9 protein-coding genes are annotated in these 13,353 nt (G+C 73.8%); 2 read left to right on the top strand and 7 right to left on the bottom strand.

Going from position 1 to position 13,353, the window contains the following annotated elements:
* Window positions 1–234 precede the first annotated feature (234 nt).
* The gene (locus tag ACGFYU_RS29660) at window positions 235–471 is read left to right on the top strand and encodes a hypothetical protein (RefSeq protein ID WP_215019552.1); all 237 of its coding nucleotides are present in this window, start codon (window positions 235–237) and stop codon (window positions 469–471) included.
* Window positions 472–581: 110 nt separating this feature from the next.
* Here ACGFYU_RS29660 and ACGFYU_RS29655 read toward each other — a convergent pair whose 3' ends face one another.
* From ACGFYU_RS29655 to ACGFYU_RS29625, 7 genes are all read right to left on the bottom strand, one after another.
* Entirely contained in the window at window positions 582–1,511 is a 930-nt protein-coding gene (locus ACGFYU_RS29655) for a serine protease (RefSeq protein ID WP_393830374.1), read from the bottom strand.
* 99 nt (window positions 1,512–1,610) lie between these two features.
* Window positions 1,611–3,191 (bottom strand): RNA polymerase sigma factor, encoded by a 1,581-nt coding sequence (locus ACGFYU_RS29650; RefSeq protein WP_393830373.1) that lies wholly within the window; start codon window positions 3,189–3,191, stop codon window positions 1,611–1,613.
* A 394-nt stretch (window positions 3,192–3,585) separates the two neighbouring features.
* Window positions 3,586–4,473: a FadR/GntR family transcriptional regulator gene (locus ACGFYU_RS29645; RefSeq protein ID WP_393830372.1), complete on the bottom strand. Its 888-nt coding sequence runs from the start codon at window positions 4,471–4,473 to the stop codon at window positions 3,586–3,588.
* 180 nt (window positions 4,474–4,653) lie between these two features.
* Window positions 4,654–6,444 (bottom strand): ATP-binding cassette domain-containing protein, encoded by a 1,791-nt coding sequence (locus ACGFYU_RS29640; protein ID WP_393830371.1) that lies wholly within the window; start codon window positions 6,442–6,444, stop codon window positions 4,654–4,656.
* A 155-nt stretch (window positions 6,445–6,599) separates the two neighbouring features.
* Window positions 6,600–7,346, bottom strand: coding sequence for an NUDIX domain-containing protein (locus ACGFYU_RS29635; RefSeq protein ID WP_393830370.1), 747 nt, complete (start codon window positions 7,344–7,346; stop codon window positions 6,600–6,602).
* An 87-nt stretch (window positions 7,347–7,433) separates the two neighbouring features.
* A complete protein-coding gene (locus ACGFYU_RS29630; protein ID WP_393830369.1) occupies window positions 7,434–9,422 on the bottom strand; it encodes a glycogen debranching N-terminal domain-containing protein in 1,989 nt (662 codons plus the stop codon).
* A gap of 263 nt (window positions 9,423–9,685) precedes the next feature.
* Entirely contained in the window at window positions 9,686–10,951 is a 1,266-nt protein-coding gene (locus ACGFYU_RS29625) for a DUF4192 domain-containing protein (RefSeq protein WP_393830368.1), read from the bottom strand.
* A 156-nt stretch (window positions 10,952–11,107) separates the two neighbouring features.
* Here ACGFYU_RS29625 and ACGFYU_RS29620 point away from each other — a divergent pair, with 156 nt between their 5' ends.
* Entirely contained in the window at window positions 11,108–13,267 is a 2,160-nt protein-coding gene (locus ACGFYU_RS29620; protein ID WP_393830367.1) for a RecQ family ATP-dependent DNA helicase, read from the top strand.
* Window positions 13,268–13,353 lie beyond the last annotated feature (86 nt).

The raw sequence follows: 13,353 nt of genomic DNA, 5'->3' as shown, positions 1-13,353 counted from the left end.
GCACGTCCTCATGAACAACCTGGCACTCACGCCGGGGAGGATGGAACTGCAACAAGCGAACGACTGACAACGCGAAACCGTAAAGCAACGCAATACGGCTCCTTCGCCGCCAACCGGCAGCAGCCGGCCAGCTTCGGAAGGAAGTTTCGAGGAAAAGCCGCGAGCGGGAACGTTTTCGGCCTGGTTGGATGTTGACCCTGGTACGACAGCTCGTCGAGCTAGAGAAGAGGCGACGTGACTACTGTTCTGACACCCGCGACCCCGCTGACGGCCGCTGACCGATGCGACCGTTGCGGCGCCCAGGCATATCTGCGCGTCGTCCTGCTGAGCGGCGGTGAACTGCTCTTCTGCGCCCACCACGGTCGCAAGTTCGAGCCGGAACTCAAGAAGATCGCCGCGGAAATACAGGATGAGACCGAGCGGCTCACGTCCGCTCCGGCTGCCAATGCCGCCGAACCCGAGGACCGCTGACACAGGCCTGCACCTCGCATCCGACGAGCCAGGACCGGCGATGCCGGTCGACGGGCGGCACCCCTGAGACCCAGGGGTGCCGCCCGTCCTCACATCCGGGAACGTCTCGGTCACCAGTCCGTACGATGCCCCCATACGGGCCCTGCACCCGCACCGTAGCCCCTGCGGGCACCCGGCGCGGTGCCCTGGTCCCCGGCGGGCTGCGCGCCCTTCTCCGGGGCTGTCACGAAGCCGGCCAGCGGCGCGACCCGCGTGTACACCCCCGGGCTGTCCGCCCGCCCGCAGCCACGGCCCCACGACACCAGCCCGATGAGTCGCCCCTGCGCCACGAGCGGCCCCCCGCTGTCGCCCTGGCAGGCGTCCCTGCCTCCGCCGCCGTCCCCCGCGCACACCATCGACTCGGCCCGGTACTGCCCGTCCGCGTCTCCGGGGTAGGCGCGGCCGCACACCTCGTCCGCCAGCACGGTCACCCGCGCGGCCCGGAGCGCGTACGCGTAGTCGCCGAAGCCGCTCGTGTCGCCCCAGCCGTATACGGCCGCCTCGGTCCCGGGCGCGTAGGCCTTGTGCCCGGCCTCGGCCAGCGGCAGGACGTAGTGCGCGGGCACCGCTTCGGCCAGTTCCAGCACGGCGAGGTCCCCGGAATTGCTCCTCGGGTCGTAGTCCGGGTTCACCCGGGCCCCGCGCACCGCGATCTCGCGGCCGTCGCTCGCCCGAAGCTCCGTACGTCCGGCGATCACGCGGAAGTCGGAGACCGACTCGACCGGGCCGCCCAGCACCTCGCGGCCCAGGCAGTGGGCCGCGGTCAGCACCCGGGTCGGGGACACGATGACGCCCCCGCAGAACTGGCCGCCCCGCGTACCCCCGAACCGGTCACGGCTGGCGAGGGCCACGACCCACGGGCTGTCGGCCACCTTAACCGGCTTCCCACCGATCACCACGCTGTCCGCGGCCGCCTGCGGCGTCTGGGCCAGCGGCGCCGCGGCCGCTCCCGCCACCAGGGTCAGCGCTCCCGCCAGAGCGCGGGCAATGGGACGACGCATTGAGGCCTCCTGACTCCGAGTGTGCGTGACTCCACCCAGAGTGGGATGCCCGGTGGCCGTGCGCACCCGCGCGGCCACCCGCCGTCGCCCCCGTACCGGTCAGTCCAGGTAGTCGCGCAGTACCTGGGAGCGGGACGGGTGGCGCAGCTTCGACATGGTCTTGGACTCGATCTGGCGGATCCGCTCGCGCGTGACGCCGTAGACCTTGCCGATCTCGTCGAGGGTCTTGGGCTGGCCGTCCGTGAGGCCGAAGCGCATGGAGACCACGCCGGCCTCGCGCTCGCTCAGGGTGTCGAGCACCGAGTGCAGCTGCTCCTGGAGGAGCGTGAAGCTCACGGCGTCGGCCGGGACCACGGCCTCGGAGTCCTCGATCAGGTCGCCGAACTCGCTGTCGCCGTCCTCGCCGAGCGGCGTGTGCAGGGAGATCGGCTCGCGGCCGTACTTCTGGACCTCGATGACCTTCTCGGGGGTCATGTCGAGTTCCTTGGCCAGCTCCTCCGGGGTGGGCTCGCGGCCCAGGTCCTGGAGCATCTGGCGCTGGACGCGGGCGAGCTTGTTGATGACCTCGACCATGTGCACCGGGATGCGGATGGTGCGGGCCTGGTCGGCCATGGCTCGGGTGATCGCCTGCCGGATCCACCACGTCGCGTACGTGGAGAACTTGTAGCCCTTGGTGTAATCGAACTTCTCGACCGCGCGGATCAGGCCGAGGTTGCCCTCCTGGATCAGGTCGAGGAAGAGCATGCCGCGGCCGGTGTAGCGCTTGGCCAGGGAGACCACGAGGCGGAGGTTGGCCTCCAGCAGGTGGTTCTTCGCGCGGCGGCCGTCCTCGGCGATGATCTCCAGCTCGCGCTTGAGCTTGGGCGCCAGCTTGTCGGAGTTCGCCAGCTTGTCCTCGGCGAACAGGCCCGCCTCGATCCGCTTGGCGAGCTCGACCTCCTGCTCGGCGTTGAGGAGGGGGACCTTGCCGATCTGCTTCAGGTAGTCCTTGACGGGGTCGGCGGTGGCGCCGGCCACGACGACCTGCTGGGCGGGGGCGTCGTCCTCGTCGTCGGAGATGACGAAGCCCTTGCTCTCCCCGCCTTCCTCTTCCTCGTCGGCCTCTGCCTTGGCGGCGTCGGGACCCTCGTCGGGGGTCTCCTCGTCACCGGCCTCGTCGGCGTCCTTCTTGGAGGCGGTCTTCTTCGCCGCCGTCTTCTTGGCGGCGGTCTTCTTCGCGGGTGCGGCCTTCTTGGCCGCCGTCTTCTTCGCCGCCGTCTTCTTCGCTGGGGGCTCGGCTCCGAGCTCCTCCACGAGAGCGTCCGAGGTCTCCGGGTCGGCCGTCTCGGCCGCCGGGGTCGCGGCGGCGACGGGCTGCGCCGCCGTCGTCTTCGCCGCGACAGTCTTCGTGGCCGTCCGCTTGGCCGGGCTCTTCGCTGCGACGCTCTTGCGGGTGGTGCGCTTGGGCGACTCCGCGGCACTGACCATCAGCGTCACACCCTCTTCCTCGAGGATCTGGTTGAGGCTGCGCAGAACATTCTTCCACTGGGTCGCAGGAATCTGGTCAGCCTCGAAGGCCCGACGCACGTCATCGCCGGCGATCTGCCCCTCGGCCTTGCCCCGCTCGATGAGCGCCATCACAGACTCGGAATCGGCGATCTCCGGCGGGAGCGTACGGGATGTGCTGGCCGACACGAACAACCTCTCGGAACGATGGGAACGGCTTCCGACCCCGGGCCTCGTGGTGCTGGACCGGAGCCGACGACCACCGACTGGGGATGGGCCGGGGGCGCGGGCAGGGGCCGGGGAGCTGCACAGCACCCGCAAGGGCTGCTGTATTCCCTCCGTCGGCCATCACCTCTTAAGTCATCGCGCGTCCTCGCTGAGCGTTACGCCCAATCTTCGTGGCCCGAGTCACACCCCGTATGCGCCAATGCCGGTCATAGGCCCATACGCGTGGCTGTGGCGGCACCGGCACGCCGGGAATCGGCCCCCGCACGCCGGTGTCGCCGGACCCTCCCCCGGACTCCGTCCGGGGGGACCTCCAGGGCCCGGCGACATGTCGTGCACCCCCGCGCCCCCGCGCGTCCGCCCCTCAGTGCTCGCGCGGGGCGGGGACCACGCGCTCGACCTCCGGATGCACCGTCAGGAGCTGGCGCATGGCGCTCTCGGCCCCGTTCGCGTCACCTGCGGCGAGGGCCTCGACCATGCGTGCGTGGTGCGCGACGCAGGCCTCGCTCGGGCGGTCGCAGGCGGTGATCGGGCTGCCGGAGACCTGGAGCGCGGCGGAGACGATGCCGGAGAGGTGCTCCAGCATGCGGTTGCCGGCGACCTGGATGAGGAGCGCGTGGAACTCGTTGTCGGCGCGCGCGAAGGTGATCGAGTCACCCTGGCCGAGGGCGTGGCCCATGATCTCGACCATGTCGGCGAGGCGCTGCTGGATGTCCGGGCGGCCGTGGCCGGCGGCGAGGCGGGCGGCGAGCGGTTCGATGGTCCAGCGGAGCTCGGCCAGCTCGCGGCGCTGGTCGTCGCGCTGGGGGCCGAAGGCCCGCCACTCGATGATGTCGGGGTCGAGCAGGTTCCAGTCGGCGACGGGGCGGACGCGGGTGCCGACGTTCGGGCGGGCGCTGACGAGGCCCTTGGCCTCCAGGACCCGCAGGGATTCGCGGACGACGGTACGGGAGACCTCGAAGCGCTGGCCGATCTCCTCGGGGACCAGCGGACGGTCCGCTCCGAGGTCGCCAGAAACGATCATCTGGCCGAGCTGCTGGACGAGTTGGCCGTGCAGTCCGCGGCCCCGGCTGCCGGCGGCGCGGCGGCCGACCCGGCTCAACTCGACGTCGGCGCCGTCCCAGTGGGGCGCTCCGACGCGGTCGGACCCGGGGGTCTCCGCGTAGGGGTAGCGATCGAGTTCGCCCGGGCCGGCGAGGCCGGATTCGGCATGGCGGGCGGTGGTCATCATGGTGTGCGCAAGGGTACTCACGAATCCTTTGTCGGCCGTGCCTCCACGACCCTTGAGGTCTTTGGTGAAAAGCACACGAAAGGGTGATCGGTGCCACCTACGCAATTGACGACTTATCGTAAAGAACCGGGCCTATTGCAGGGAGTTGCGGTCCGCTTTACGCGAGACGGACCGCAACGGTCGTCTCCGGTATCGGAACGATCACCAACGGACGCGACTGCGCAGTCCGGTGAACCCATAGGCGCACAACAGGACCATCAGCGACAACACCAGCGCCGTTCCGACGGGTTGGGCCATCACCCGCAAGGCCCCCAGGACCAGGCGGTCCGCCTCGGGGGGCCACTGCACCCAGGTCAGTCCGCGCAGCCGGGGGGCGAGTCCGGTCACGGGGTACGCGGACGGACCCTCCAGCACCTTGCGAACCAGCGGAACCACCATCACCGGAACGGCGAGCACGGCCGCCAGGCCGGCGGTGGCGGAGCGGAAGACACCGGAGGCCAGGACGCCGGCCCAGGCGCAGCCGACGAGCAGCCCGGCCCAACTCGCGCCCGGCGAGAGCCACTCCGCCGGGGTGCGCAGCGGGCCGCTGTCGAAGACGAGCGCCAGGGCCGCGGCGTCGGCCGACACCACCAGGGCGCCGATCAGCAGGGCGAGGGCGGCGCAGACTCCGAGCTTGGCGGTGAGTAGCCCCATCCGGCGGGGAACGGTGCCGCGATCGGCGGCGAGCGCGGGATAGCGGTACTCCTCGCCGAAGGCCAGGGCCCCGAGCAGGCCCGCGCCGAGGGCGGCGGGCGGCAGCGGCAGCAGCTCGGGCCAGGCGGCGAGCATCCGGTTCTGCGGGGTGTGTCCCGCCTTGGCCAGCACGAGGGCGGTGAGGACTGAGACGGTCGCGACGAGCGCCGCGGTGAGGAGCGGTGTGGCGGTGCCGAAGACCCGCAGCAGCTCGTAGCGCAACGGGCGCAGCGGGCCGCCTAGCCGACGCACGGCCGAGGCGGGCCGCCGGGAACGAGCCCGCCTGGGCCGTCCGCGGCCGGACTCGGCGGATGCGCCAGTGGTGGTGGCGGAGCCGGAGGCCGCCGCGGTCGCGGCACGGGCGTGCGGGACCGGTGACGCCGGGGGGCCGGCGTCACCCGTCTCGTCGGCGAGCTGGTGGACCAGCACCCCGTGCCTGAACGCCGCCTCGCCCACCTCGGCGCAGTTGCTTCCGTAGACCGACAGGCGGCTGCCGCTCTCCTCGACGATCTCCACCGCGCGCTGGGCGGCCCGCGCCTCCCGGCCCAGCACGTCGGCCAGCCGTGCCGCGTGCGGGGTGCGCACGGCGACGCGCGGGCGCAGCCGGGTCCGGGCGAACTCGGCCGCGTCCTGGTCGGCGACGAGCCGGCCCGCCTCGATGCTGACGACGCGGTCGGCGCTGCGGGCGGCCTCCTTGGCGTCGTCGGTGGTGAAGAGCACCGCCCCGCCGAGGGAGGCGTGGCCGCGCAGCAGCGCGTGCAGCCAGCCGCGCTCCCGGGTGGAGAGTCCGGCGCCGGGCTCGTCCAGGAGCAGGGTGCAGGGGTCAGCGAGCAGCGCCGCCGCCAGGGCGACCCTGCGCTCCATGCCCAGCGAGAGCGAGCCGAGCCGATGGTCCCGCAGGCCCGCGATACCGACGACCTCCAGCATGATGTCGGCTCGCGAGGTGGGCACCCCGGCGGCGGCGCAGAGCATCCGCAGCTGGTTGCGGACGGTCCGCGAGGGGTTGCCGGGGACATCGCCCAGCACCACGCCCACCTCACGGGCGGGATGGGGGATCCGGTGCAGGGGGCGCCCGCGGAAGTAGGCGACGCCGCGGCCCGGTTCGAGTTCGAGCATGAGCCGCAGTGCGGTGGTCTTGCCCGATCCCGGCTCGCCGAGCAGGGCGGTCACGCTCCCGGGGCGGGCCTCGAAGGTGAGGTCGTCCACGAGGGGCGGGGCGTCGGGGCGGGGGTTGCTGGTGAGTCCGATGGCCTGGAGCATCGCTTCTCTCGCGGGGTGTGAGACCGCTCTGCGGCAGGGTGAGTACCGCAAGCAAGATAACGCGATATGTCCGATTTACTGCGCAACCGGTCCGATGGGATGTCGACAGTGACGCCGACTTCGCGACGGGTGGCGGCGCGGCCGGTCTCGGGGCCTCAGACTTCCGGGCGCAGCATGGGCGGATTGAGCAGGGTGGCCCCGCCCGCGCGGAACAGCTGGGCCGGGCGGCCGCCCTGACGGGTCGTCGTCCCGCCGGCGGGTACCAGGAATCCGGGGGTGCCGGTGACCTTGCGGTGGAAGTTCCGCGGGTCGAGGGCCACGCCCCAGACGGCTTCGTAGACCCGGCGGAGCTCCCCGACGGTGAACTCGGGCGGGCAGAAGGCGGTGGCCAAGGAGGAGTACTCGATCTTCGAGCGGGCCCGCTCGACGCCGTCGGCGAGGATCCGGGCGTGGTCGAAGGCCAACCCCGCGGATGCCTGATCGGTGGCCGCCAGCAGCTCGTCGACCGGGGCCCAGCGCGCGCTGTTGGCGTCTCCGCCGGCCCGGGGCGCAGGCAGGTCCGGAGCCAGCACCAGATGCGCCACGCTGACCACGCGCATCCGCGGATCCCGCTTGGGGTCGCCGTAGGTCGCGAGCTGTTCGAGATGCGCCCCGTTGCCCACGCCCGGTACGGCGGGGTCGTGCGCGCACAGCCCGGTCTCCTCGGAGAGCTCGCGGGCCGCGGCCCCCGCCAGATCCTCGTCGCCGCGCACGAACCCTCCGGGCAGCGCCCAGCGCCCCTGGAACGGCTGCTCACCCCGGCGGACGACCAGCGCGCAGAGCGCGTGGCGCCGCACGGTGAGCACGACCAGGTCGACGGTGACGGCAAAGGGCGGAAAGGCCGACGGGTCGTAGGGCGACATGACGCGATCATAGTCGTCTCCCTGACGATAAACAGCGCTTTCGTGACCTTGAAGCGACCGATCCGGAGGCCGGGGGCCGTCATCGGCCTATCTCCCCAGCTGGAGCGCATCGGCGGCCTCCTCCACCATGCCGAGGCCGAGTCGGCTGACCCGGACCGCGAAGGGCTCCCCCGACACCCTCAGGCCCGAGAGCCGCAGCGCGCCGAGGGGTGCACCGGGGAGGGGGGTGAGGGCGACCGTGCCCGCGGGGGCGTCGGGGCGGATCCCGGCCAGGGCGGTCAGGACGTGGACCCCGGCCGCCGCGGACACCGCGGCCGGGCGGCAGGCCGCCGGGTGCGGGAGCGGGGCGCTGCCGGAGGTCCGCTGCTCGGCCGCGTACATCTCCGGCAGCCGGTAGCCGAAGCCCTCGGCCGCGTCCAGCAGGCCCCGCAGCAGGCCGGCGGCCTCCTTCTCGAAGCCCGCCTGGGCCAGGCCGGCCACCGCGACGGCCGTCTCGTACGCCCGCACCGCGCCGGAGCGGTGGCCGAACGGGTTGTGCCCCGGCTCCCTCGCGGCCATGCTCCGCAGCCCCCAGCCGGAGTCCATGGCGGGGGCCCCGAGCAGGCGGGCCAACTGCTCGGTGCGGACCGGGTCCAGGAGCCCCGGAGCGAGCCGGCCGCCGCCGAGCAGGCCGGTGTCGAGCAGGTGGGCGGCCGCCCCGGTCAGGCGGGGCAGTGGCCGGCCGTCGGGGTGCAGGGCGGCGGCGGGCCGGCCGCCGTCGGGGCCGTCGATCCAGAATCCGGTCCGGAACCGCTCGCGCAGTGCGGCCGCCCGGTCCCGCCACTCCTCGGCGCCGGGCCGTCCGCATCCGGCCAGTAGGTCGGCGCCGAGCAGGGCGGCGCGATGGGCGTGGGCCTGGGTCTCGCACCGCCGCGGCCCCGGATCCGGATCCGCGACGAAGCCGTCCTCCCCGAATGCCCCGCGCAGCCAGTCCAGGCACCGCTCGGCGGCGGGGAGCAGCCGGGCCACCTCCTCCTCCGGCATCCCCCACAGCCGGGCTTCGGCGAGCACCGCCGGGAAGGCCAGGGTCGCCTCCGTGCCGGTGCAGCCCGGCGGGAGCTGCGGCCCGGCCCCGCGCAGGGGACCCGGGATCTTCCCGGCGACCGGATCCCGACCTCCGGTCTGGCTCCGGGCGAGGATCCGCAGGGTGGCCGCGGCGAGCCCGGTGCCGAGCGGCAGCGCCATCCTGGCGGCCCAGAGCGATTCCGCCGGGGCCAGGCCCAGCCGCCACGGCACCCCAGCGGCCGCGAAGGCGTCGCCCGGTTCCGCGGGATCCCTCAGCAGCAGCGCGCCCAGGTCCTCCACGCTGGTCCGGAACCAGGCCTCGACCCTCGGGTCGTCCCCTTCGGCCCGGGCTTCGCCCAACGGGTTCGCCACCTGCCCGACGGGAGCCCGCGCGACGCGGTCCCGCGTGGTCCGCAGTTCGATGGTGCGGGACTCGCCGGGGCCCAGTTCGAGCTGCCAGCGCAGCAGCCCGGAGGAGGCCAGGGCATCGTCCGGGGGCGGCTCGGCAACGGTGACGGCCTGGGCCTCCCCCGTGCTCCAGCGCAGCCCGGCGGCGTGCACCGCGGCGGGCAGCTCGGGACCGGCCCGCCCTACGGCCACCGCGGCCAGCTCCGCCAGGTCGGTGCCGAGCAGGAGCTCGACGGGCAGGCGTACCGGCCGGGCCGTGTAGCTGCGCAGGGTGATCCGCTCGGTGCCGTCGGCGTGCCGGACCCGTTCCACCCCGATGTCCGGGTCGGGGCCGGGATCGGCGCCGGTGCGCACCGTCGCGGTGAAGGCGGCCCGGTCCGCGCCGAGGCTGTGTCCCTGGACGGCCACCGGATCCCGGCCGCCGACGCGCAGCACGCAGCGGGAGAGCAGCCGGAGCCCGGAGCGGTAGATCCCGTCGATGCCCCGCCCGGTGAGCTGGCCGTGCTCCGGCGAGATGACCAGGCAGGGCGCGGCCACGCAGATGACCGCGCCGTGCACGGGCGGCAGCTCGGGCCTGCGGGCGGCAGGCACGCCGGGCGGTCGGGGAGGTGCGGGGTGAGACATCTGTCGCCTTGTCTGCGCTCCGGTCGGTTCAGCTGGGCGGCGGCGCGGCCGGGCCCTCACCACCCCCCAGCTGAACGCCCCCGCCCCCGCCCGGGTCACGGGCCCGGGCCCCGGCCGCGCCCGCCCGAGGCGAAGCCGGCGGCTGAGCGCCGCGCCCGCGGCACTCCACAGCCCCCGCACCGGAACACCGCGGCATGGCTGACGCGGGCCCGGCCTCACACGCGGGCGCGGGCTCGGACGCAGACCAGGGCCCCGGCGCGCGCTCACTGTCCGCTCCCCGTGGTGCGGCGGGATGCTCGACGGGATTCAGCCGTCCTGCCGGGGCGGCCCGGAGGACGGGTGCCCGCCTTCGGGCGCCCGCGCCGGGGTTCCCGGCGCCGCCGCTCCTCCCGCAGGCACTGCCGCAGCCCCTCGGGGTCGATGCCCTCGTTGCAGGCGTGGTGCAGCAACTGGGCGAAGCGGTATTCGGCGTCCGCCCGCAGGGCCAGGCCCAGCGCGATCCGGGCCGTCGGCTCGTCACCGGTGGACCAGGAGACCCAGCCCGCCAGGGTGAGCGGGGCGGCGGCGTGCTCGCCATAGGCCCCGACGCAGCGCCGGGCGAGGGCCCGCCACAACCGCAGCGCGGGAGCCGCCTCCTCGTCCTCCATCCACTCGGCCGCGATGTCCCGGATCTCCCGGTCCTGGAGGCCGAGGATCAGTGCGGCGGCCTCGTCGTGGCCGAGCAGGGCGTCGTCCCAGTCGTCGGCGTGCGGGCCGCCCTCGGCCGGCGGGGCGAGGGTCATCCGCGTCATCAGGGACCGGGCCAGGGTGAGGGTCTCGGCGCCGACCTCCTCCCGGGTGGCCCCGTCGAGGATCTTCGGCACGAGCGCGGCGGCCGCCCGGTCCAGGGCCCGTTCCATCTCCGCGGCCACCTGACCGCGCAGCGGTGCCAGCCGGCCCTCGATGTCCTTGAGGGAGCCCCGGACCCGGAGCCCGGCGAAGGTGGCCGCGGCGGCCATCACCGAGGTGCCGACCGGGGCCAGCCGGGTGCCCTCGGCCGGGCAGCACCGCTCGTCGGGGCACACGTACGACCAGAACCGGCCCGTGGAGAGGCACAGGGCCTCCAGTACGGGCACGTCCAGGGCGCCGCAGGCGAGGCGGATCCGCTGGGCGAGCGGCCGCAGCCGGGTCATCACCCGCTGCCCGCTCTCCTCGCCGCGCGGTTCCTGGCAGAGGAAGACGACGATGCCGTCCGGCTTGCCGCCGCGCCGCTCGCTGCCGCGGATCAGGCACTCGGCGACCTGCCGGGCGGTGTCCTCCCATTCGGCGGGGACGGCCGGGATGCCCACGCGGAGCCGGCCGCCGAAGCGCCCGCCCTCGCCGTGGACGGCGACCATGACGAGGGAGTCGGTGGGGTGGAAGCCGAGCATGTAGGGCAGCGCGTCGGCCAGTTCGGCCGGGCTGCGCAGGGTGATCTGGGGGTCGGTGGATCCGGCCGGGCTGATGGACGGCCGGTCGGACGGGGTGAGTGATTCGTGGTTGTTCGTCATGCCACGAAGGTCCCGTGCGTGATCCGATCCGGAAACCCCTGTGGATAACTCGGGAAACGCGGACAACCATGTGACGGTTCAACATCCACAGGCCGATCATCCACAGGCTCAGAGCGGCGTTGGCGCGATGTCAGAGGCATCGGGTTGCATGGGGGCATGAACGCAGACCTGAGGTCCTCCGCCGATTCCGTACTGGCCCAGCTCGTGGGCGACCCCACGGGCACCGCTCGGCTGCGCGAGGACCAGTGGCGGGCGATCGAGGCCCTCGTCGCGCACAAGCGGCGGGCGCTGGTCGTGCAGCGCACGGGCTGGGGCAAATCCGCGGTGTACTTCGTCGCCACCTCGCTGCTACGGGCGAGCGGCGCCGGCCCCACCGTGATCGTCTCCCCGCTCCTCGCGCTCATGCGCAACCAGGTCGAGGCCGCGGCCCGCGCCGGGATCCACGCACGCACCATCAACTCGGCCAACCCCGAGGAGTGGGAGGCGATCCAGGCCGAGATCGCGGCGGGCGAGGTGGACGTCCTGCTGGTGAGCCCCGAGCGGCTCAACAACCCGGACTTCCGCGACCAGGTCCTGCCGAAGCTCTCCGCCGCGACCGGCCTGCTCGTCGTGGACGAGGCCCACTGCATCTCCGACTGGGGGCACGACTTCCGGCCCGACTACCGCCGGCTGCGCACCATGCTCGCCGACCTCCCGCCGGGCGTCCCGGTCCTGGCCACCACCGCCACGGCCAACGCCCGCGTGACGGCCGACGTCGCCGAACAGCTGGGCACCGGAGCCGGTACGGACGCGCTGGTGCTGCGCGGCGCCCTCGACCGCGAGAGCCTGAGCCTGGCGGTGCTGACCCTCCCCGACGCCGCGCACCGGCTGGCCTGGCTCGCCGACCACCTCGGGGAGCTGCCCGGCTCGGGGATCATCTACACGCTCACCGTGGCGGCGGCCGAGGAGGTCACCGCCTACCTGCGGCACCGCGGGCACACGGTCGCCTCGTACACGGGCAAGACGGAGAACGCCGACCGCCAGCAGGCCGAGGACGATCTCCAGGCCAACCGGGTCAAGGCCCTGGTGGCGACCTCCGCCCTCGGGATGGGCTTCGACAAGCCCGACCTCGGCTTCGTCGTGCACCTGGGCTCGCCCTCCTCCCCCATCGCCTACTACCAGCAGGTCGGCCGCGCCGGCCGCGGCGTCGAGCACGCCGAGGTGCTGCTCCTCCCGGGCCGCGAGGACGAGGCCATCTGGCAGTACTTCGCGTCGGTGGCCTTCCCTCCGGAGGAGCAGGTGCGGCGCACCCTCGACGTCCTCGCCCAGGCGGGCCGGCCGCTGTCGCTGCCCGCCCTGGAGCCTCTGGTCGACCTGCGCCGCACCCGGCTGGAGACGATGCTCAAGGTCCTCGACGTGGACGGGGCCGTGCACCGGGTCAAGGGCGGCTGGACCTCCACCGGCGAGCCGTGGGCGTACGACGCCGAGCGCTACGCGTGGGTGGCTCGTCAACGGGCCGCCGAGCAGCAGGCGATGCGCGACTACGCGGCGGCCACGGGTTGCCGGATGGAGTTCCTGCGCCGCCAGCTCGACGACGAGGAAGCCGCCCCCTGCGGCCGCTGCGACAACTGCGCCGGAGCCCGGTTCACCGCCGAGGTCTCCACCACCGCGCTGGACACCGCGCGCGGCGAACTCGGCCGCCCCGGCGTGGAGCTGGAGCCACGCAAGATGTGGCCGACCGGGCTGGCGGCCGTCGGCGTCGACCTCAAGGGCCGAATCCCGGCCGGGGAGCAGTCCGCCACCGGCCGGGCGCTGGGCCGGCTGTCCGACATCGGCTGGGGCAACCGGCTGCGCCCCATGCTCGCCCCGAACGCTCCCGACCAGCCGCTTCCGGACGATGTCGCCCAGGCGGTGGTCGCGGTCCTCGCCGACTGGGCCCGGGGCCCGGGCGGCTGGGCCTCGGGGGCGCCGGACGCCCCGGCCCGGCCGGTGGGCGTGGTCGCGATGCCCTCGCGCAGCCGCCCCCAGCTGGTCGGTTCGCTGGCCTCCCGTATCGCGGAGGTCGGACGGATGCCGCTGCTCGGCTCGGTCGCGTACACGGACCTGGCCCCGGAGTACGGGCTGCCCTCCTCGAACAGCGCCCAGCGGGTCCGGGGTCTCCACCAGGCCTTGGCCGTGCCCCCCGCCCTGGCGGCCACACTGGCGGAGGCAGCGGGCCCGGTGCTCCTCGTGGACGACCGCGCGGAGAGCGGCTGGACCCTCGCGGTGGCCGCCCGGCTGCTGCGGCGGGCGGGGGCGAAGGAGGTGTTCCCGCTGGTGCTGGCGCTTCAGCCGTAGCGAAATGCGTCATCTTCGGCGTGGCGGGGCAAGGATATGAACGGCATACCGGCGAATTCCGGTCGGCGGCTTCAATTGCTCGTTGC

It is taken from the genome of Streptomyces sp. NPDC048337 (genome assembly GCF_043201175.1).
Taxonomy (GTDB): Bacteria; Actinomycetota; Actinomycetes; order Streptomycetales; family Streptomycetaceae; genus Streptomyces.
The sequence above is the reverse complement of the archived record's forward strand: the minus strand, read 5'-3'. Positions and strand labels throughout refer to the sequence as shown.